Annotated in this window: 20 protein-coding genes; 6 read left to right on the forward strand and 14 right to left on the reverse strand. The window is 39.4% G+C overall.

What is annotated here, in order from left to right:
* Positions 1 to 351: 351 nt before the first annotated feature.
* The 3 genes from A33Q_RS02955 to acnA all read right to left on the reverse strand — a co-directional run bounded on the left by A33Q_RS02955 (position 352) and on the right by acnA (position 4,616).
* Positions 352 to 1,101, reverse strand: a complete 750-nt coding sequence (locus A33Q_RS02955) for an EcsC family protein (RefSeq protein WP_009034774.1) — start codon at positions 1,099 to 1,101, stop codon at positions 352 to 354.
* A 40-nt stretch (positions 1,102 to 1,141) separates the two neighbouring features.
* Complete coding sequence (locus A33Q_RS02960; RefSeq protein WP_051394800.1) at positions 1,142 to 1,561, reverse strand: DUF2116 family Zn-ribbon domain-containing protein; 420 nt, start codon at positions 1,559 to 1,561, stop codon at positions 1,142 to 1,144.
* Between the two features lie 280 nt (positions 1,562 to 1,841).
* Entirely contained in the window at positions 1,842 to 4,616 is a 2,775-nt protein-coding gene (acnA, locus tag A33Q_RS02965; RefSeq protein WP_009034776.1) for an aconitate hydratase AcnA, read from the reverse strand.
* 341 nt (positions 4,617 to 4,957) lie between these two features.
* On the opposite strand from acnA, the gene A33Q_RS02970 reads away from it, so the two are divergent.
* Positions 4,958 to 5,791, forward strand: a complete 834-nt coding sequence (locus tag A33Q_RS02970; RefSeq protein ID WP_235062767.1) for an endonuclease/exonuclease/phosphatase family protein — start codon at positions 4,958 to 4,960, stop codon at positions 5,789 to 5,791.
* Positions 5,792 to 5,835: 44 nt separating this feature from the next.
* On the opposite strand, the gene A33Q_RS02975 is transcribed toward A33Q_RS02970, so the two are convergent.
* The 4 genes from A33Q_RS02975 to A33Q_RS02990 are packed head-to-tail and all read right to left on the reverse strand — an operon-like array spanning position 5,836 to position 8,744.
* On the reverse strand, positions 5,836 to 6,807 hold the full coding sequence (locus tag A33Q_RS02975; protein WP_009034778.1) for an MlaD family protein: 972 nt from the start codon (positions 6,805 to 6,807) through the stop codon (positions 5,836 to 5,838).
* A complete protein-coding gene (locus A33Q_RS02980; RefSeq protein ID WP_040489793.1) occupies positions 6,807 to 7,568 on the reverse strand; it encodes an ABC transporter ATP-binding protein in 762 nt (253 codons plus the stop codon). The genes A33Q_RS02975 and A33Q_RS02980 overlap by 1 nt, the downstream gene beginning before the upstream one ends.
* Entirely contained in the window at positions 7,561 to 8,358 is a 798-nt protein-coding gene (locus A33Q_RS02985; RefSeq protein ID WP_009034780.1) for an MlaE family ABC transporter permease, read from the reverse strand. Before A33Q_RS02985 ends, A33Q_RS02980 begins: the two co-directional genes overlap by 8 nt.
* Positions 8,359 to 8,375: 17 nt before the next feature.
* A complete protein-coding gene (locus tag A33Q_RS02990) occupies positions 8,376 to 8,744 on the reverse strand; it encodes a response regulator (RefSeq protein ID WP_009034781.1) in 369 nt (122 codons plus the stop codon).
* 519 nt (positions 8,745 to 9,263) lie between these two features.
* Here A33Q_RS02990 and A33Q_RS02995 point away from each other — a divergent pair.
* Complete coding sequence (locus tag A33Q_RS02995) at positions 9,264 to 10,640, forward strand: TIGR00341 family protein (protein WP_009034782.1); 1,377 nt, start codon at positions 9,264 to 9,266, stop codon at positions 10,638 to 10,640.
* Positions 10,641 to 10,695: 55 nt separating this feature from the next.
* On the opposite strand, the gene floA is transcribed toward A33Q_RS02995, so the two are convergent.
* From floA to proS, 3 genes are all read right to left on the reverse strand, one after another.
* Positions 10,696 to 11,715, reverse strand: coding sequence for a flotillin-like protein FloA (gene floA, locus A33Q_RS03000; protein WP_009034783.1), 1,020 nt, complete (start codon positions 11,713 to 11,715; stop codon positions 10,696 to 10,698).
* A 3-nt stretch (positions 11,716 to 11,718) separates the two neighbouring features.
* Positions 11,719 to 12,180, reverse strand: a complete 462-nt coding sequence (locus A33Q_RS03005) for an NfeD family protein (RefSeq protein ID WP_009034784.1) — start codon at positions 12,178 to 12,180, stop codon at positions 11,719 to 11,721.
* A 90-nt stretch (positions 12,181 to 12,270) separates the two neighbouring features.
* The gene (gene proS, locus A33Q_RS03010) at positions 12,271 to 13,752 is read right to left on the reverse strand and encodes a proline--tRNA ligase (protein WP_009034785.1); all 1,482 of its coding nucleotides are present in this window, start codon (positions 13,750 to 13,752) and stop codon (positions 12,271 to 12,273) included.
* A 128-nt stretch (positions 13,753 to 13,880) separates the two neighbouring features.
* Between proS and A33Q_RS03015 the strand changes: the two genes are divergently transcribed.
* Both A33Q_RS03015 and A33Q_RS03020 read left to right on the forward strand, forming a co-directional pair.
* A complete protein-coding gene (locus A33Q_RS03015) occupies positions 13,881 to 15,311 on the forward strand; it encodes a hypothetical protein (protein ID WP_009034786.1) in 1,431 nt (476 codons plus the stop codon).
* An 86-nt stretch (positions 15,312 to 15,397) separates the two neighbouring features.
* The gene (locus tag A33Q_RS03020; RefSeq protein WP_040489758.1) at positions 15,398 to 16,915 is read left to right on the forward strand and encodes an OmpP1/FadL family transporter; all 1,518 of its coding nucleotides are present in this window, start codon (positions 15,398 to 15,400) and stop codon (positions 16,913 to 16,915) included.
* On the opposite strand, the gene A33Q_RS03025 is transcribed toward A33Q_RS03020, so the two are convergent.
* The 3 genes from A33Q_RS03025 to A33Q_RS03035 are packed head-to-tail and all read right to left on the reverse strand — an operon-like array spanning position 16,905 to position 19,070.
* Complete coding sequence (locus A33Q_RS03025; protein WP_040489760.1) at positions 16,905 to 17,435, reverse strand: shikimate kinase; 531 nt, start codon at positions 17,433 to 17,435, stop codon at positions 16,905 to 16,907. The genes A33Q_RS03020 and A33Q_RS03025 overlap by 11 nt on opposite strands.
* On the reverse strand, positions 17,432 to 18,532 hold the full coding sequence (locus A33Q_RS03030) for a BT_3928 family protein (protein ID WP_009034789.1): 1,101 nt from the start codon (positions 18,530 to 18,532) through the stop codon (positions 17,432 to 17,434). The genes A33Q_RS03025 and A33Q_RS03030 overlap by 4 nt, the downstream gene beginning before the upstream one ends.
* Complete coding sequence (locus tag A33Q_RS03035) at positions 18,525 to 19,070, reverse strand: DUF1599 domain-containing protein (RefSeq protein WP_009034790.1); 546 nt, start codon at positions 19,068 to 19,070, stop codon at positions 18,525 to 18,527. The genes A33Q_RS03030 and A33Q_RS03035 overlap by 8 nt, the downstream gene beginning before the upstream one ends.
* A 14-nt stretch (positions 19,071 to 19,084) precedes the next feature.
* Here A33Q_RS03035 and folP point away from each other — a divergent pair, with 14 nt between their 5' ends.
* Positions 19,085 to 19,969: a dihydropteroate synthase gene (folP, locus tag A33Q_RS03040; protein WP_009034791.1), complete on the forward strand. Its 885-nt coding sequence runs from the start codon at positions 19,085 to 19,087 to the stop codon at positions 19,967 to 19,969.
* The gene (cdaA, locus tag A33Q_RS03045) at positions 19,966 to 20,850 is read left to right on the forward strand and encodes a diadenylate cyclase CdaA (protein ID WP_009034792.1); all 885 of its coding nucleotides are present in this window, start codon (positions 19,966 to 19,968) and stop codon (positions 20,848 to 20,850) included. Before folP ends, cdaA begins: the two co-directional genes overlap by 4 nt.
* A gap of 29 nt (positions 20,851 to 20,879) precedes the next feature.
* On the opposite strand, the gene A33Q_RS03050 is transcribed toward cdaA, so the two are convergent.
* On the reverse strand, positions 20,880 to 21,758 hold the full coding sequence (locus A33Q_RS03050) for a YicC/YloC family endoribonuclease (protein ID WP_040489762.1): 879 nt from the start codon (positions 21,756 to 21,758) through the stop codon (positions 20,880 to 20,882).
* Between the last annotated feature and the right edge of the window lie 13 nt (positions 21,759 to 21,771).

Consider the following 21,771-nt stretch of genomic DNA (forward strand, 5'->3'; position numbering starts at 1 on the left):
ATGCTGGGTAATTCACAGGCCAAAAGTAAAGCTGATTTGGAGAACTTTATTAATTTTTTTTCAAAAGTTCATCTCAGGTTAGGAGTGGATAAATAAGGTGCTGAAATCAAAAGCTCTTTAGATCAAAAAAAATAAAACTATTATGACCATGAACCCTTAATAAAATCAAAAGGCTCAATTCAAAATTATTCAAATAAAAAATTAGCTTTAACCTCTATTTTAAAAGGAAAAATACCCTGTAGAGGGTATTTCTATGCAGGTTTATTATTTGTAAATTGTATAAATCTTATTCCATTTTTTAACACGGTTTTTTTTAGAGGGAAGGGCTTCCAGAAGTTCTTCCCTCATTTCTTACAAATCCCATTTGAAGTACCTGACCCTGTAACATTGCTTGGCAGTCTCTCCAAGGAGTGCAGAGAGTTGGTAATTCGCTACTGCTCCTACTCCGGCTCCAATTACTGGAATAAGTTGTGCCAATTTGGCCAGATCCATGTAGTCCCTATATTCCAATTGAAACTCCATCCAATCAAAATCAGCCTCATCCATTGGTAATAAAGCAGTATGAGCATCCCAATCTTCTATTACTTTAACTGTTTCGTTTCTTGATTCTTGACTGGAAAACGCCAGTTTGAAAACATAGAGCATAAAAAGCCTTTCCTGAAAACTTTTCACATCAATTCCATAAGCAGCGGCAATCTCACAGAGCATTTTTATTTTGATACTAAGAAAAGCAGGAAAATCAGCAAAGCCCATGAGAATGCCTCCAGCTCCAGTAATCGCACCTTCAGCAGAGGCTGTGTTTTTGTAAAACTTGATGATTCTGTCTACTTTTTCTTCCCGCTCTTTAAGTTTTAAACCTTCCAGTGGTTTAGGTGTGATGTATTTTGTTCCAAAAAGTAATCCCTTGATCATATTTTCAATGGCAAATGTGATCACTCTGTGGACCTTTTGGGGTATGATCTGATTGATGGTTTTTTGAGTTCCTTTAGTAATCAGGTTGAGAATAGAGGGGCGCTTATGGTTTTTAGCAAGCCAAGAGCTCATTTCCGCAAAGACAATTTCCTCATAATGCTCCTCAAGATAATCTTTGGTACTGTTCATATAATTTTAGGCTACTTTAGATTATACGGGAGAATGCTTATTATGATCCTTTTCCCATGTTCCCAAAAAGTCTATTGAGGTTCTGAAGATAACTCTCTCCCATATCTCTGACCACAAGTACCCAACCATTCCAAAAGTCAAGAAAACCATAATCAAAACAAAACCAAAAATTCATGGATGGAGAATGTTGAAAGTGGTGGGTATGGTATTTAAAATTAAATCCCAACTGAGACAATCTCTCTTTCGGAACTTTGACAGTTTCTACACCATCTTCTAAAACCATCATCAGTATTTTCCTATTGGTTCTTAGAATGTACTGAATGTTTTTGACTTCATCCGCGTCGTCATCCCTTCGCTGATTGTTGTAACTACTCCTACAGGCGTCATTACAAAACTTCTTATCTGACCTTCCATGGATCGCCGACCCACAGTATTGGCAATGTCTTTTTGATAGCTCCATAAAAATTACATTTAAAAAGATTGAGAACTTTGTACGCTAAATCAGTTTAATATTAACAATTTAATAACATCAAGTCAATACCCATTTTTAGGTATTTTTTTGTTTTTTCTATCCATTCTCCTAGTATTCCAAGGATTTTTAATAAAAATTAAAACAAAAAGACCAGGATTTTCACCTGGCCCTTTGTTCATATTTCACAATTCTCTTTTGCTGATGCCTTTTGGAAAGTTAACCTTTGGAGCTATTCACTCTTAAGGATTAACCATAGAAATACACCGAATTATTTTTTCAAAAAGTCCCTGAGAACATAGTGGAGGATGCCACCATTTTTGAAATATTCAACCTCTATCGCTGAATCCAATCTGCACAGGACTTTGAATTCAACTTGTCTACCATCCTCTTTTTTAGCAAGTACATGAAGTTCCTTCATAGGTGAAAGATCATTGGAAATTCCTGAAATATCAAAAGACTCTTTGCCATTCAATCCAAGACTTTCTGCAGTTTCACCGGATTTAAATTGAAGCGGGAGCACTCCCATTCCAACCAGGTTACTTCTGTGAATCCTTTCATAACTTTCAGCAATCACCGCCTTGATCCCTAATAAATTAGTACCCTTAGCAGCCCAATCCCTAGAAGAACCACTGCCATATTCTTTGCCTGCCAAAACCACCAAAGGAGTGTTGTTTTCCCTATATTTTTGAGAAGCTTCAAAAACACTCATTTCTTCACCTGAAGGAATGTGCCTCGTAAACCCACCTTCTTTGTCCGCCAGCTGATTTTTGATTCTAACATTGGCAAAAGTGCCTCTGACCATGACTTCATCATTTCCTCTCCTGGAACCGTATGAATTGAAATCCTTTCTTTGTACCCCTCTGCCTACCAAGTATTGTCCTGCAGGGCTCGATTCTGCAAATGAACCTGCTGGAGAAATATGATCTGTAGTAATGGAATCACCCAATTTCAAGAGTACTCTTGCACCTTTGATATCGTCTGGGTTTCCTACTTCTTCAGAGATTCCGTTAAAAAATGGTGCCTCCTTGATGTAGGTGCTTTCTTCAGACCATTGGTAAACCTTATCCTTTGGTGCCTCAAGCTCCTTCCACATTTCATTGCCTTCGAAAATCTCACCATAACTTTTTGCATAATCTCCCGGGGATAATACCTGGCTCATTACATCATTGATCTCATCATTGCTAGGCCAGATATCTTTTAGGTAAACCGGTTCCAAATTTGGATCATAACCTATCGGCTCGTTGAGCAAATCAATATCAACTCTTCCCGCAAGTGCGTAGGCTACCACCAACATGGGAGACATTAGGTAATTCATTTTCACTTGGGGATGAACCCTAGCTTCAAAGTTTCTATTCCCTGAAAGCACAGAGCTTACTACCAAGTCATTTTCCTCAACGGCACTTGCAATATGCTTGGGGAGAGGACCTGAATTCCCTATACAAGATGTACATCCGTAGCCTACCACGTGGAACCTCAACGCTTCCAAGTCATCAAGCAGGCCTGATTTTTCTAAGTAATCAGTAACTACTTTGGATCCTGGAGCCAAAGATGTTTTTACCCAAGGCTTCACATCCAAGCCCCTTTCTCTCGCCTTTTTAGCGACCAACCCTGCACCCAACATCACCGAAGGGTTAGAAGTATTGGTGCAAGATGTAATAGCAGCTATCACTATAGATCCATCATGGAGAGCAAACTTTTCATTATGAAGTTTTACCACAACAGTCTTGAGTCCATTTTTCACTTTAGTTTCATACTCTACACCATCAGCGTCTCCTCCTCTATTTTCTCCTGGTTGACTCCCACCTTCTCCATACCATCTCCCAACCTCTCTTTTGTCGATTGGGATATACTCTCTACCGTGAACATTTTTGAGCAATTCCCCGAATTTCCCCTTGAACTCTCTCAAGAGAATTTTATCCTGTGGTCTTTTGGGTCCAGAAACTGTCGGTTCAACCGAATCCAGATCAAGTTCTAACAAGGAGCTATATTTGATTTTGTCCTCATTTTCCCTCCATAGCAAATTTGATTGGCAATATTGCCTCACCAAATCAATCTGTTCTTGAGATCGGTTTGTTTTAGACATGTAGTCCAATGTTCTGTCATCAATTGGAAAATAAGTAACCGTACACCCAAACTCAGGAGACATGTTGGAAATAGTAGCTCTATCTGGAACAGAAAGGTGATCTAGACCTGGGCCAAATACTTCCACGAACTTACCGACCACACCATGTTTTCTGAGTAATTCTGTAATGGTCAAAACCATATCTGTGGCTGTAATCCCTAAAGGAAGCTTTCCGGTCAATTTCAAGCCCACCACTTCGGGCATGATAAAATAAATCGGCTGACCTAGAATCGCAGCTTCAGCTTCAATTCCTCCTACTCCCCAAGCCACAACTCCGATACCGTTGACCATAGGCGTATGCGAATCAGTACCTACCAATGTGTCCGGGAAAACATTGCCATCTCTTTCAATCACGCCCTGGGCTAAATATTCCAAATTCACTTGGTGACAAATCCCCATCCCGGGAGGCACCACAGAGAAATTATCAAATGCCTTCTGAGCCCATTTCAAAAACTGATAGCGTTCACCATTTCTTTCATATTCCACCTCCACGTTCTTTTGATATGAATAATTTGTGCCAAAGAAATCAACTTGGACAGAATGGTCTATGACCAAATCTACTGGAATCAATGGATTTATTTTTTCGGGATTTTTACCCTTTCTTACGGCTTCAGCTCGCAAGGAAGCTATATCTACTACTGCCGGCACACCGGTAAAATCCTGCATCAAAACTCTGGCAGGCTTGAAGGGGATATCTTTGTCTGATGGCTCAGGTGACCAAGTGGCCAAAGTCTCAATATGTTCCTTGGTAATGCCAAAGTCATCAAAATTCCTAAGGGCATTTTCCAATAAAATCCTGATGGAAAAAGGAAGTGAATCTATATCATACCCAGCTTCCTTAAGCGAATTTAAACTCCAATAGGTCAGTTTGCCTTTTTGGCCATCTAGTTGTTTTTTGGTGTCGTGTGGATGTATTTTCATAAAGAATGTATTTATTTTTAAAAAGATGATTCAATTTAATAACTGCAAAACCAGCATATTAATTCTCAATTTAGTTAATTTATACCCAATACAATTTTGAACGGGTCAATTTTTTATCTTCAATTAAATCAAATTCCATGAGAGCAATGCTTTTAATAAGCAGTTTATTATTGATAATAACAACCTTAATTCCACTGATCAAAAAAGATCATTGGACTTTTCGTGTATTTGATTACCCAAGGTTTCAAAAATTCTTTCTTTGCTTAATCACTCTTGTTCTATGGCTATTCGTAGGGATTCCCCAAAATACACTTGACATAATAGTTTTTAGCATACTCATAATGAGTATAGTTTATCTCTTTTATCAAATTCATCCCTTTACACCCTTTTCTTCCAAAATGGTCCAAACTGCCAAGGGGAAGAGTCATTCAGATATCTCCGTAATGGTGATCAACGTTTTTCAATATAATAGGGCATATCATAAGGCAACGGAGTTGCTGGAATCCGAAAGCCCAGATTTATTTGTGCTTGTAGAGACTGATTTCAAATGGGCAGAAGCAATGGTAAAATTCAAACCCAAGTATCCGTTTTTTGTAGAAGTCCCCAAAGACAATACCTATGGCATGGTGCTTTACTCTAAAATTCCTATCAAAGAAAAGTTTGTACGTTACCTGATAGAAGACGAAGTCCCATCCATTGAAGTATTGCTTGATGATCAAAAGTTAGGTCAAGTCAGTATTTTTGCGTTGCACCCTACACCACCTGTTCCAAGTGAAAATCCAAGAAGTACTGAAAGGGATGCTGAGATTTTGGTAGTAGGGAAAAAAGTCAAAGATCTGAAAAGGCCGGTTCTTGTACTTGGAGACTTAAATGATGTAGGCTGGTCCTATACGAGTGAGCTGTTCCTGAAAGTCAGCGGCTTGCTTGATCCCAGAAGAGGAAGAGGAATGTTCAGTACATTTCATGCCAAATACTTCTTTATGAGGTGGCCCTTGGATCACATTTTTGTGAGCAGGCATTTTACACTCAAAAAACTGAAAACGCACCGATATATAGGTTCTGACCATTTTCCGATCAGCGGACACTTTCAACTCAACCCTTTCAATGACAATGAGGGACTGAAAGCCACTATAGACGAGAAAATGGAGGCCAAAGAAAAAATCAAAAAAGCATAAAAAAAGCCGGTAAATGCCGGCTTAGATTTTTATTGGTAGAGTGCTTAATCATTGTCATTTGCCCGATTCATTCTTTTAAAGCCTCTTCTGAATGGCCAAGTATATTCCAAAGCTTCCAAACCTCTATTGAGATTAATGGCCGAACTATCAGCATAAATCAAGGTTTGTTTCAGCCTGTCTGCAAACTCAGGGTCATTCAGCATCATTCCAAGCGTATTATCTTTGTCATTCAACTTAGCAGTAACTTCTGTCAGGTCACCGGTTAGCTGATTTGCATTGGCGGCAGTAGATTTGAGCTCCTCTATGGAGCTTTGAAGACTTTTATACAATTCTCTGTCTGTAGCCAAATCATTAAAAAGATTTCCTTCCTTATTCAGGTTACTCGCAAACTTATTCATTTCAGAAATCATCCTGTTACTGTTTACAGAAGCCCTTTCAAGATTATTGAGGATATTTTTAAAGTTTTCAGCAACCAAACTATCAGTCATGACTGTCCCTACAATACCTTGGCCCTCGGCTATTTTTGAAGTCAGTACTTTGAGGTTGTCAGTGATGGTCACCAAATTCATGTTGTTTTCCTGAAGTGTTTCCATCATTTTATCAGTATCCAAAGGCATCTCAGCTTGGAGCCTATCACCATCTTCTACCGAAGGCGCCTGTGTAGTACCACCATAAATTACAATGATTTTGTTCCCTATCAGTCCGTCAGAGCCAATTGTAGCTTTAGAGTCTTTGCGGATAAATTCCCTTACTTTCTCTTCCACGTTCATAATAATCTCCACCTGGGAATCCCCATAAAAATTTACTCTTCTAACAGTGCCTATTTTTACACCGGAAAACCAAACATTATTCCCGACTTGTAAGCCTGCCACATCATCAAAGACTGCATTCAAAGAAATGCTCTTTACAAACTTCTTTTGCTGACCACCCATGGTCATGATTCCTGTTACCAAAATGGCTATCCCTATCAAGACGAATATGCCAACGATGACTGATTTTTTATTATCGTTTCTCATTACTTAATGAAGTTATAATCGTAAAATGATTTTATCCTTTGATCCGATGCTTGGGTAAAAACCTCTTCAAAAGGACCAACCGCCTTAAACTGTCCATCTAACAAGACCGCCATTCTGTCTCCCGTCGTTTTGGCACAAGTCAGATCGTGCGTAATCACAATGGAAGAAGTATTAAACTGCTCCCTTACCTGTACAATAAGGTTATTGATCTCTACACAAGTGATTGGATCCAAGCCGGCTGTAGGTTCATCATAAAGCATTATTTCCGGATTTAGAATTAAAGTCCTTGCTACACCAATACGTTTCTTTTGGCCCCCTGATAACTCAGAGGGCATTTGATTGGCAGACTGCGGCAAGCCAACAGCCTCCAACAACTCGTCTACTTTTTTGTCAATTTCCTTTTTGGTAAGGCCTTTGACATTCCTTGTAAGTGGAAATACCAAGTTTTCCTTCACAGTCATACTATCATACAAGGCTGAGTGTTGAAAAGAAAACCCGACTTTCAGCCTGAGCTTATTTAACTCTTTCAATGAAAGGCCTGAAGTGTTTTGCCCAAGGATTTCTATGGACCCCTCATCCTGCTCCAATAGACCCACCATTATTTTGATAAGCACAGACTTACCGCTACCGGATTTACCCAATACCACAAGGTTTTCTCCTTTGTATAAATCCAAATCAACTCCCATCAAAACATGGTTTTCATCAAAGGACTTTTTCAATCCCCTCATCTTCACCACCTTTTCTCTTTGATCTTTATGCATTTCTGATGGCATTTACGATTTGAAGACTCAGCAATTCTTCTATAAAGATCAAAAACATAGCCATAACCACTGAAGCATTGGCTGCTTTTCCTACACCTTCCGTACCCTTTGAAGAATTATACCCTTTGTAGCAACCAACTATCCCAATGGTAAAACCAAATACGAGGGATTTGATGATGGAAGAAAACACATCCAAAAAGGAAATGGCTTCAAATACCTGAACAAAAAATGTGGATAGACTCACCAATTCTTTGGAGTTCACACTTAGGAATGAGCCTATCAATGCCACAAAGTCTGTGTACATGACCAATACAGGAATCATAAGTGTGGTCGCTACGGTACGAGTTACCACCAGAAACTTGAATGGATTGATCGCTGAAACTTCCATGGCATCAATCTGCTCTGTCACCTTCATGGAAGCTATTTCAGCTCCTATCCCCGATCCAACTTTACCTGCAGCAATCAAGGCTGTCACCAAAGGTCCCATAGCTCTTACCACTGCAATAGAAATCAAGGCTGGCAACCAGCTCGTGGCTCCGAATTCTGAAAGGGAGGGTCGGGACTGATTGGTGAAAACTATACCCACTATAAATCCTGTCAAAGAAATGAGCGGTAAGGATCTATAGCCGATTTCGTAACACTGCCTGATGATCTCTTTGAACTCAAAAGGAGGTTTGAAAACCTCCTGGAAAAAACGCTTGACAAAAGCAAAAGCACTCGCAAGGCCTATAAAGAACCGGTCAATTTTTTTACTGATTACAGGCTTATTATCATTACTTATTATAGACATATACAACTTTTCAAATTCTAAGAATTTTCAATACCTAAGATTTCTGCCATGATTTCATTTTTTAAAGGTTTAATCAGAAAACCTGAAACCATCTCGTAGTTCATACTCATTTCAATATCTTCAGGATCCATGCTTGAGGTAAGCATTTTCACCTCTAAAGAAATTCCTTTGGATTTCAGCAAATCCAAAAAATCCCACCCTCTCATTTCCGGCATATTTACATCCAAAACCAAAAGATCTGCTTCTTCATTTTCAAACCATTTCAGAGCAAGATTTGGGTCCTCAAAAAAGAACAGTTCCAAGTCAGGTTTTAACCTCATCAGGTTTTTTTTGTTTATCATATGCTGGATGGTATCGTCATCCACAAATACAATTCTATTGATCATAAGTGCTTACACTTTAAAATTGACTCCTAAGAAAAACGAAAGATTCCAAAATTCAGATCACCGTGATTCAAAATTCATGCTACTACTTCCCCATGGTAATGTACAAATATAAAAACAATTGATAGGTAGAAGAGATTTATATGAAAGCTTTTGCTTTTTAGATTTATCTAAATTGTTTAGCTTACCCTTATTAAGTCAAGCCTAAAAACGACTTATTTTACTATAAATCAAATATTTAAATAACCAAATCTTAATGAAAATATAACTCTAGAGAGCATTGAAATTTAAAGTTAATTAAGAAAAAAAATCGGTAAATAAAAGGAAGATTGAATCAGGTTTTAAAGAATAAAAAGCTTGCCCTAGAATGAATCCATGATTGATTCTGCTATTAGGCCTAAAATAAAATCCCCAATTTGTGAATCGCCTTTCCGCAAATTATCCAACCTTCTGAGGACAATTCCCTCTTTCATTTATTGAAGATTTAATTAGATTGCCAATTGATTTAATTTCTCGTGTTGCATGACAGAAAATAAAAAAGCTCTAAATATCAGAAAGCGGATTCTCGAATTACTGCTATTCTTCAAAGATAGGTTTGACCTTCATGAGGGCAAGGAAGACGAACTTGAAACCATAGATTATATCCGTAAGAATATAGAGTTCAAAGGAGCTAATTTGTGGATTCTTATCTTTGCAATTTTTGTCGCCTCGGTGGGATTAAATGTAAACTCCACCGCTGTAATTATAGGAGCCATGTTGATTTCACCACTGATGGGTCCGATTATGGGAATTGGGCTTGCAGCAGGAATCAATGACTTTGAACTGCTGAAAAAATCAATGAAAAACCTGGGTATAGCAGTTTTGATTTCTATATTGACCAGTACGATATATTTTTCTTTCACCCCTCTTGATGATGCGCAATCGGAACTCCTAGCGAGGACCGAACCTAGCATTTGGGATGTATTGATTGCACTCTTCGGAGGCCTTGCGGGAATTGTAGCTGGTTCAAGAAAAGAAAAGAGCAATGCCATTCCAGGTGTAGCTATAGCTACTGCGCTAATGCCGCCACTTTGTACAGCAGGTTATGGCTTGGCCACAGCAAACCTTTACTATTTCTTTGGTGCTTTTTATCTGTTTTTTATCAATTCAGTATTTATCAGTCTTTCTACCTATCTGATCGTGAGATTTATGAATTTCCCTAAAAAGGAATTTATGGATAGAAAAAGAGAGAAAACGGTAAAAACCTATATAACCATATTTACCTTGCTGACTATCATACCAAGTATTTATCTTGCCTATGCCATCGTCAAAAGGACTATTTGGGAGAAGTCTGCCAATCAATTTGTCGCTACAGAGTTGGAGTTCCCACGTACTCAGGTTATCTCTTCCAATCTGCTTTATGATTCTGATTCTGCAGTAATTGATATAAGCTTGATTGGCGAGAGAATCACAGATGAAGAAATAAGCATTCTCCAAAGAAAACTGGGAGCATTTAATCTTGACAAAACCTATTTAAATATCAAGCAAAGCGGAGATTCCGGTACGGACTTGAATATTTTGAGATCTGACATCCTTAAGGATCTTTACGAAAGAAATGAACTTCAAATCCAGGATAAAGACAGAAGAATAGCCTTATTGGAAAGAGAGCTGGAGGAGTACGGTAGAAGCAATTCTCAGGTGATGGATATTGCACGGGAAGCCAAAATCAATCATCAATCCCTCGAGACCTTCTCTATGAACCGGGCGATCTCCGCCAACCTCCAGGCCAACAAACAGGATACTGTTCTTATGGCTTATGCCAAATTCAGACAACAGCCTTCGCGACTGGAACTGCAAAAATTTGAAGAATGGCTCAAGCTAAGGACAAAAGCTGATTCCCTGACTTTAATTATCAATTAAAAAAAGCCATTGCGAAGTTTCGCAATGGCTTTTTCAATTATACAGTTCTCTGATATTATTTCTTTTCTCCGGACTTACCCTTCCCTGCAGAAGAACCTGATGAACCTTGGTCAGTACTGGCTATGGATGATCTCATATCTGTATCAGATTTGATATTCTCCATTCTATAATAATCCATTACTCCCAATTTCCCGGTTCTGAATGCTTCTGAAATGGCCTTAGGAACTTCTGTTTCTGCTTCAATTACCTTGGCTCGCATCTCCACAGTTTTGGCTTTCATTTCCTGTTCAAGCGCCACTGCCATAGCCCTTCTTTCTTCGGCCTTAGCTTCCGCCACTTTCAAATCAGCAGAGGCCTGATCTATCTGCAGCTTGGCACCTATGTTGGTTCCGACATCAATATCGGCAATATCAATAGATAGGATTTCAAAGGCAGTACCTGCATCCAGACCTCTTTCCAATACTAGCTTGGATATTTTGTCAGGATTCTCCAAAACACTCTTATGATTTTGGGCAGAGCCAATGGAAGTCACAATACCTTCCCCTACCCTTGCCAAAATAGTGTCTTCACCTGCACCACCGACCAATTGGGCAATATTTGCTCTTACCGTCACTCTTGCTTTTGCGATCAACTGTATCCCATCGGCTGCTACTGCTGCCACATTTGGTGTATTGATTACTTTGGGATTTACTGATATTTGAACAGCTTCAAAAACGTCCCTACCAGCCAAATCTATTGCAGTGGCCTGTTTAAAACTCAATTTGATATTGGCCTTGTCTGCTGAAATCAAAGCCCTGATAACATTGGGCACATTACCCCCGGCCAGATAATGGGTCTCCAATTCGTTTGTCGTGAGGTCCAATCCGGCCTTGGTGGCTGTGATGAGAGAATTGACAATTACACTGGGGGGAACTTTACGGATTCTCATCCCTATCAGCTCACCTATTCCAACTTTTACATTGGCAAATATGGCCGTAATCCAAAGATTAACCGGTACGAAATAAAGAAAGATAAAAAGGAGAATCAGCCCGGCAAAAGCTGCAAATAAAATAAATGCCGAATTGGTCATTTCCATAAACTAAGATTTAACGATAATTTTATTGTCTTCCAATTTACTAATAAATACCATTGTACCTACCCTGATAAAGCCGGAATCCGATTTTACTTCATAAATATTTTCACCGAACTCCACTTTTCCAAAAGGTTTAATATCCGAAACAGCCTTTCCCTGCTGGCCAATTTCAAGCCCAAGAAGCCTGTCATCAAATGACCTGGAAGTAATGGATTCCTTCAAAGCAAATTTGGTCCAGATACCTGATCTAAAACCATAAATCAGCAAGGCGAAATTAATCAGTAAGGTTAGAGAAAGGATTATCCACCCTGATTCGTTACCGAATGCCACAAATCCATAATACACTCCTACTCCTGAAAAGACCAACCCTAAAATCCCGATTAATGTTGTTCCCGGCACAAAGATTATTTCCGTAATCAGCAGAACCACACCTATCAAAATCAGCGAAATCAAAATAAACCAGGCCATAGTATCAATTTAAGGATAATTCAAATCTAAGAATTTAGAAATGAACTGAGATAAAAAAAGCCCCCAAAATCAGAGGCTTTAAGTGTTATATCAATAAGCTTTAGCAAAAAGAACCCGACCTTTGGAAGGCTTGCCCGAAAATATACAATTCCCATCCTCTTCCTTTTGATCAATAGGGATACATCGGATTGTCGCTTTGGTGAGTTCTTTAATTTTATCTTCTGTTTCGGATGTTCCGTCCCAATGTGCTGACAAAAAGCCTCCTTTTTTCTCAAGCATTTCCTGAAATTCATCCCAACTATTGACTTCAGTAGTCATTTCTGTTCTGAAATTATACGCCTTATTATAAATCGTTTCTTGGATCTCATCAAGTTTTTTTACAATGTAATCATCAAGCTCAATTTCAGAGAGGTTGATTGTTTCCTTGGTCAAGGTGTCTCTTCGTGCAAGTTCAATGGTGTTATTTTCAAGATCTCTGGGACCCATTGCAATTCTGAGAGGAACACCTTTCAATTCATATTCCGCAAATTTCCACCCAGGCTTATGCGTATCTCTGTTATCAAAATGGACCGTCACTCCTTTTGCACGGAGCTTAGCCATGATTTCTTTGGCTTTATTAGAAATCTTCTCCAACTCTTCATCACCTCTATATATAGGCACAATCACCACTTGATTTGGAGCCAGTTTTGGAGGAAGTACAAGGCCGTTGTCATCCGAGTGCGCCATGATTAAAGCTCCCATCAATCGGGTACTGACTCCCCAAGATGTGCCCCAAACATGTTCTAGTCCGCCTTCTTTAGTAGCAAATTTCACATCAAATGCCTTTGCGAAGTTTTGACCTAAAAAGTGGGAAGTTCCAGCCTGAAGCGCCTTTCCATCTTGCATCATTGCTTCGATACAATAGGTATTCTCAGCTCCTGCAAATCTTTCATTTTCACTTTTTACACCCTTGACAACCGGTAGTGCCATAAAGTCCTCGGCAAATTTGGCATAAACATTCATCATCTGGACAGTTTCCTCTATGGCTTCTTGCTTGCTGGCATGGGCTGTATGTCCCTCTTGCCATAAAAACTCAGCTGTCCTTAAAAACAATCTGGTTCTCATTTCCCATCTCACGACATTTGCCCATTGATTGACCAAAAGTGGTAGATCACGGTAGGATTGGATCCAGTTTTTGTAAGTACTCCAAATGACTGTCTCTGAAGTAGGCCTGACAATCAGTTCCTCTTCCAACTTTGCATCAGGGTCCACAATCACACTTTTCCCATCATCAGAGTTTTTTAGTCTGTAATGAGTGACTACGGCACACTCTTTAGCAAAGCCTTCTACGTGACTGGCTTCCTTTGAAAGATATGATTTGGGAATGAAAAGCGGGAAATAGGCATTTTGATGTCCTGTTTCCTTAAACATCCTGTCCAACTCGGCCTGCATTTTTTCCCAGATGGAATATCCGTAAGGTTTTATTACCATACAGCCTCTAACCGGTGAGTTTTCGGCCAGGTCAGCTCTTTTTACCAATTCATTGTACCAAAGAGAGTAATCTTCACTTCTTTTGGGCAACCCTTTGCTCATAGTGTTTTTGTTGAATTCAAAAATCTAGTTATCTTCGCTCAATACTGCGGGAGGCAAATATAAATTAAAAATTAATAACCCTCTCTTATATGGTCCGTATAAAGTAGTAGTCAGTAAAACCAAATAAAATGAAAAACCTCAATCACATCCTCACCCTTGGAACTGGAGCGATGCTACTCTTGGCATCTTGCAGCACCAGCTACAATGCTATGAGAGGCGGCGAGACAGATGACCTGTATTTCATGTCATCTGATGCTCAAATCGCTACAGAGTATGCAGTTTCAAACAATAATCCTCAAAACTTTCAGTCTTTAAGCACAGTAAGTTCAGATCAGTACGAGCAGGAAAACTTTTCGGCACGTAACGTGAATCCTGAATACATTGCTAAGTATCAGTCAAGCACTGCTAGTGAAGAATCCGGGACTGTGTATTTTGACGAAGCTCAAGGAGAAGAGGCTAGTCCAAATATCAATGTATATAATAACTTTTACGGATCTGGTGCAGGTTTGCCTGGTCAAGGTTTCAATCAAAGCAGATTCAATCTAAATCTTGGATTTGGAATGGGCTTCGGCGGTTTTGGCTGGGGTGCTCCAATGATGGGAATGGGATTTGGAAACCCTTGGATGATGGGTGGATTTTACGACCCTTTCTGGGATCCCTTCTGGGGACCTGGCATGATGGGTTGGGGAATGAGACCTGGTTTTGGCTGGGGAATGAGACCTGGGTTCGGCATGGGATGGAATTCTATGTGGGGCTGGAATATGGGCATGGGAATGGGCTTCGGTTGGGGCGGTGGCTTCGGTTGGGGTAATCCAATGTTCGGTGGCTGGGGCATGGGTCCAGGTTGGGGATGGGGCGGCAGACCTATCTTCGTTACTCCTGGGTATCCTGGCGAAGCTGGCCGTCAGATTGTCCGTGGAGCTAGACCAGGTAGAGGTGTTGGTACAGCAGTAGGTACCAATAATTTGGCTTCTTCCAATTATCCTACTACTACACGTGCAGCAAGGAGAGACGCTACAAATTCTGCTACAAGAACAACCTCAAATAGATCAGGATTGACTCCATCTACAAGTAGAAATGCGAATAGAGATTTTGGAACTTCCCAAAATGAATATACGAGACAGACTAGCAGAATTGCCAATACATCTGCCAGACCTGGAGTTAGAAATACAGGCTCTGCAGCAGCTACAAGACCAAGTAACAGAACTGGACTGAGCAATGCAAGACCTGCTTACAATAATACAGCCAGACCGAATACAAGAAATAGCGGGTATGCTGCGCCCTCAAGCAGAACCAATAGAAGCAACATGGGTACCAGAACAAATCCTTCTTACAACAGAGGAAATTCTGGCTCATTCAACAATAACAGAATGGCTCCTTCAAGAAGTATGAGTCCATCAAGAAATCAGATGAGTTCACCTAGCAGAGGAAGTTCTCCATCTATGAGAAGTGCACCAGCAGGCAGAAGCAGTGGTGGTGGATTCAGTAGCGGAGGCGGTAGCCGAGGTGGCGGAGGCGGAATGAGCTCCGGAGGATCACGAGGAGGCAGGGGGAATTAATTCCCCCTCTTTTTTTATCTATTGTTAATTTTATTTAGGGCATATTATTTGAGAAATATATACTCAGTCAACAATTCTGATATTATATGATTTCGATTAAAAAACTATTACTCTCCGTATGCTTTTTGATGTTTTCCTTTGGCCTGCTAAAGGCTCAAAGCGGATACTTTGAAGATGCACTAAGATTTAGCCAATTCAACTCCACGGGTTCTGCTAGAATAATGGGCTTAGGGGGAACGCAGATGTCATTGGGAGGAGATATCTCTAATATCCACACGAACCCTGCAGGTTTGGGCTTCTTCAGAAGGTCAGAGTTTAGTTTTACACCTTCATTTGGGACTTGGACCACAGAAACCAATTACTTGGGGCAGCTTCAAGAAAACAGAACGACAAACATTGCCATACCCAATTTAAGTTTGGTCATCAGTAATCCAAAAGGACCTTTAGAAACCGGAGCTTTCCGAGGGGGGACGTTCGGGATAAGTTTTAATAGAACTAATAACTTTAATAGTAACTTTGGCTATTTCTCTGACATAGAGGGACAGACCTCTATCATTGATGCATTTATCCAACAAGCAAACGGGATCCCGGAATCTCAAATAGAGAATTTTGGCCTTACTGGTCTGGCGTATTCCACTTTTCTCATCAACCCTATCACTGAGGATCAAAATGGAAATCCAATAAACAACCCTTCCCAATATGACTCTTTTGTTCTGGGCTTCCCATTTCAAGATGAATCAGTAGTCACAGAAGGAAGAAGCACTCAGACTACCATATCTTATGGAGCTAATTTTTATAACAAATTATTTGTCGGAGGAGGCTTAGGTTTAACTTCTATCAACTACACTTCAAGAAAGTCATACGGAGAAGAGTTTTTCAACGAACCTCTGATGGTTTCAAGTATTGATGAATTTTTGAACATCACTGGGTTTGGTGCTAATATTAATCTAGGCGTAATCTACAAACCAATAGACGAAGTTAATTTAGGTTTCAACTTCCAATCTCCAACCTGGTACAGGTTCAATGAGGAATTTGAAGCTTCAATTGTGAATCAATTTGACAACTTCTATTTTGAGCCTGAAGATATTACGCTAGGTACAGAACAGGCGAGTACTCCCATAGTATTGGGAACTTATAACCTCAATACTCCAATGAGATTTTCTGGAGGTGCTACATTCTTCGCAGGTAAAAATGGCTTTATTTCAGCCGATATAGATTTTGTAGATTACAGCAGAGGAAGGATAAATTCGAGAGACTTCAATCCGAACGATGATAATCAGGAAATCAGGAGACTCTACGGACAGACCTTCAATTATCGTGTCGGAGGTGAATACAGAATTGATAAGTTCCGGGTGAGAGCTGGATATGGTTTGTATGGAGATCCTTTCCGAAGCAGTACATTCAGCCGAAGCACCCAACAACTGACTGGTGGATTTGGAGTAAGGTTTGAAAAAGTCTACGTAGACCTTGCCGTTATGGGAACCCGATTTGACCAGCTTTATAATCCATATTCTGTAATTGAAAATGGTCAGGAGATTGGGCCAATCATTGAAATCAGAAACCAGATCACAAATGGTATGCTGACCGTTGGTTTCAATTTCTAAAATAGGTCATCAATTCAGACATCAAAAGCTCAGTGGAGATATCCTCACCACTGAGCTTTATTTTTGCCTGCCTGTAGTAGCGCTCTCTTTGAGCAGAAAGATTTTTGAGTTTAAGAATAATTTCACCTTTATCCATCCCTGCAAACATCGGTCTTTCTCCTCCTTTGTCCTTGGAAAGCCTCTTAAGTAATTCCTCCATGGAAACATCAAGGTAAACTGAGACACTCTCCTGATTGATTAGGTCCATATTATCATTGAAACAGGGAGTACCTCCCCCAGTGGACAATACGAATCCTTCGATTCCAGTAATGATTTTATAGAGATGTTTTGTTTCAAGCTCCCGGAATTTGCCTTCCCCCTCTTCATAAAAAATATCCCGGATTTTCCGGTTTTCCCCCTTTTCAATCACATCGTCCAAGTCCCAAAATACAAAATTAAGTTGCCTGGCAAGCTGCTTCCCAAAGGTGGATTTTCCTGATCCGGGCATGCCGACCAAAACGATTTTAAGCGGTGTTCTCATGGGGCATAAATACCTATAACCTCTTCTACTGAAGGTGTATTTCTGAAGTGAAACTTTTTCAATACCACCCCATCTTCCAATAACATAATACCAGGATTAGATCTCATGATGGTTTTGATCACAGTAGCATCACCTTGATAGCCTTCCAAGTTCCAATTTCTTTGACTGATCAACTTGTTAATTTCATCTTGAGAAGATGCAGCCACTACCAAAGGTAAAATAGGGCTTGTTTGTATACCTTTAAGCATTTCATCTATTTTATCCAGCTGACTGGTGTTCATTTTGGAAATACTGGTAATCAATATAACAGCCTTCCTTCCGGAAAGTATTTCGTCAGTATAATCACCATCCTCGTTCCAAACTGCAAAATCCGTAATTTTGGGAAGGGCATCTTCATTCATCAGCTTCATTTCCTTAAATTCATAAGATTCATCTGATGGATACTGATCAAAAACAAACTCCTCCCCTTCTCTCGTCATCACGTATTGATACTGCAAGGGAGCAGAGGGCTGCATGGCCTCATTGATATCAACTCCCTCTTTATAGGCCCTAAAGTCAATAAAAGGCAAATTACGGATTGCTACAACCGCAAGCCCCAAAGATAAAACCAAACTTATCCTAACAGTCCATTTGGCCCAGTCAGGCCCGTCATTGGAAAGCTTGTTACGGTAAAAGAATAAGACAGCTATCAGAACCAAAAGGATCACATCCTTAATAAAAGATTCCCATGGAGTCAATTTAATAGCATCCCCAAAACAACCGCAATCAGTTACTTTGTTAAAATAGGCCGAATAGAAAGTAAGAAAAGTGAAAAACAATATCATTAAGCTGAGTGCCCATACAGTAATCCGAAGCCTTACACCCAGAATAAGCATAATTCCCAAAACCACCTCTGCCACTACCAAAAAGACAGCCAAAGGAAGCGCAATGTCTTTGAAAAGATAGAAGAAAGAAGCTATATCATTGGAAAAAACATCAAAATATTCCTCCAACTTAATGGCAGTTCCAACAGGGTCATTGACTTTGATCAGGCCAGAGAATATAAATAACCCCCCAACAAAAAGCCTGATAATAAATAAGATAGTTTGTCTAAGCATTGAATTCCAATTTGATTAAGCAGAAAACTGAATAATTGATCATGTCTTGATAGTTGGCCTCTATCCCTTCTGACACCAGTGTTTTACCTTGATTGTCCTCGATCTGTTTGACCCTATACAGTTTCATCAATATGATATCAGTCATAGAGGCCACTCTCATGTCCCTCCATGCTTCCCCGTAGTCATGGTTTTTATTTTCCAACAATCCTCTTGTTTCATTAACCCATCGGTCATACATTGGTTCAAGTTCTCCAAAACTGAGCTCAAGCCTTTCATCCTCCTTCAGACTGATCTGGATTAAAGCTATCAGGCAGTAATTGATAATGCCAATAAACTCATCAGCAATAGGGTCATTTACCTTTTGATTACCCTTTTCCTGGATGGACCGTATACGCTGAGCTTTGATAAAAATCTGATCCGTAATCGAGGGTAACCTGAGGATTCTCCAAGCTGTTCCATAATCAATTGTTTTCTTCTTAAAAAGTTCTTTACAAAGGCTGATAACTTGATTATATTCGCTTACCGTTTGCGTTTTCAAAGCTTAATAGTTTAATGTCTTATCTTTTCAATAATTCTTCGGATTTCGAAGATATAGTATTTCCCCCAAAAATAACACTCACCTGTAGAGGAAAGCTTGTTTTATTGGATGGACCATTGGTTATGGGGATTTTAAACCTGACTCCTGATTCTTTTTATAAAGGAAGCCGAATTCATAAAGACCAGGAAGAACTTCTAAGAAAAGCTACCCAAATGGTAAAAGAAGGTGCTGACATCCTTGATCTTGGAGGATACAGTAGCAGACCTGGAGCAGACGAGGTCAGCGAAGATGAGGAGATCAATAGGGTAATACCTGCACTACAATTGATCAGAAAAAAATATCCCGAACTTTTGATTTCAATAGATACTTTCCGTTCTTCGGTAGCAAGGGAAGCCTTGCTTGCTGGAGCCGACATCATCAACGACATCTCTGCTGGCAATTTAGATGAAAAAATGATCCCCACTGTAGGGCAGCTCAAAGCGCCTTATATTGCCATGCATATGAAAGGAAATCCCAAGACCATGCAGGATCATACAGGTTATTCCAATATACTTTTGGAAATGTCAAAATATTTTTCAGAAAAATTAGCATTATGCAAGAAAGCTGGCATAATAGATGTAATATTTGATCCGGGATTTGGTTTTTCTAAAACTTTAGATCAAAACTATTGGATTCTCAAAAATTTATCTTATTTTAAGTCAATTCAAGCGCCGATTTTAGCAGGATTATCTAGAAAGTCAATGATATATAAAAAACTGGATTTGACCCCGGAAGATTCGCTGAATGGCACTACTGCTCTAAATATGTTTGCCCTGACGCAAGGAGCAAACATTTTAAGGGTTCATGACGTGAAAGAAACCAAACAAATTATAAAGCTATACAAACAACTCTACCCTTGAATCTACTTTTCAAAATAGGATTTTTAGATATCTCCATTGTGAATCTGATCGACATCACATTGGTGAGTATACTTATTTATCAGGTTTACAAACTTTTACGGGGTAGCGTAGCAATTAAAATCTTTTTGGGATTCCTTTCCATTTATCTGGTCTACTTGATGGTAAGCGCCTTGAGAATGGAGCTCTTATCCATAATCTTAGGCCAATTTATGGGAGTGGGTGTCATCGCTGCCATTATTATTTTCGCCCCAGAAATCCGAAAATTCCTATTGATTATCGGCAGGTCATCTTTTTTATCCAATGAGAATATACTTCAAGAGTTGCTGTTTTGGAGAAAGAAAGAAACCCAAGCATTCAATATCAACCCTATTATTGAGGCCTCTAAAAGCCTATCAGGAACAAATACAGGTGCACTGATGGTTATATCCAGTAATTCTGAGCTGAAATTTTATGCTGAGAGTGGAGACATATTAGATGCTTTGGTTTCCAAAAGGTTACTGATTTCGATTTTTAACAAATACAGCCCTCTACATGATGGTGCTGTAATCATTCACAATGGAAAAGTTAAGGCGGCTAGGTGTATTCTTCCGGTTACTGAAAGAGAGGTGCCGGCTCAATTTGGCTTGAGACATAGAGCAGCCATAGGAATGTCAGAGGCTACAGAAACATTGGTCTTGATCATTTCAGAAGAAACAGGGCAGGTTTCATTGGCTAAAAATGGAAAAATACTACACAACCTTTCATTCCAGGAAGTAAGGGAATTTATTAACGATTATCTCACCGGAGTTGATATTGATGAAAAATTTGAACCCATTTCGGCTTACGAAAGAAGGCAGATTAAGAAAAGGGCAAGTAGTGAAAGTACTAGCAATGTGAATTAAAAAAGGAGCCATACAGCTCCTTTTTTTAATTAAAGAATATTCAATGCCTGTTCTTTTATTTTTTCTAGCTCATCCTTCATGACTACCACATGTTTTTGAATGGGTGCATCATTAGCTTTTGAACCAATTGTATTGATTTCTCTTCCAATCTCTTGGGAAATAAACCCTAGTTTTTTCCCTTGTCCACTACCTGTTTTAATATTCTTTTCAAAATAATCTAAGTGTGTTTCCAGTCTCACGATTTCTTCATTGATATCAATTTTTTCAAAATAATAAATCAATTCCTGCTCAAACCGGTTTTTATCAAACTCATTTTCTTCTACCCAGTCTTTAAAATTATTGCTGATTCTTTCTCTGATACGGTTTTTCCGAACTGGATCAAGTTCCTTTATGGAATCTAGGCCGGATCGGATGATAGCCACATTTTCGATTAATTTCCCTTCCAATACTTTGCCTTCATCTGCTCTAAAAGCATTACAATTATTCAAAGCTTCTTCTATCACCTTTTTGATCAAGTCCCAATTACCGGTACCGGCATCCTTCTCAATCACATTGGTAATTACATTTGGAGACTGAAGTGCCAATTTAAACAGATCAGGGGATTCCGAACCTGATTTTTGACTTAGAACTAAGTATTTCTGAAAATAAGCAGAAAACAATTCTTCATTTATTGTGACAGGTAGATCCTGCCCGGTTTTATTGGTAAATTCAACCGTCAGATTTACTTTTCCCCTTTCCAGTTCTTTGGAAACAATATTTCGAATATCAAGCTCCTTATCGGAAAGCTGTCTTGGGCTTCTTATAGTCAGATCCAAAAATTTAGAATTCAGTGTTTTGACCTCCACACTTACAAGAAAATCATCGTCCTCATAACTGGCAGACCCATAGCCTGTCATCGATTTTATCATAATAAAATATAAT

The organism is Indibacter alkaliphilus LW1, assembly GCF_000295935.2.
Classification (GTDB): Bacteria; Bacteroidota; Bacteroidia; order Cytophagales; family Cyclobacteriaceae; genus Indibacter; species Indibacter alkaliphilus.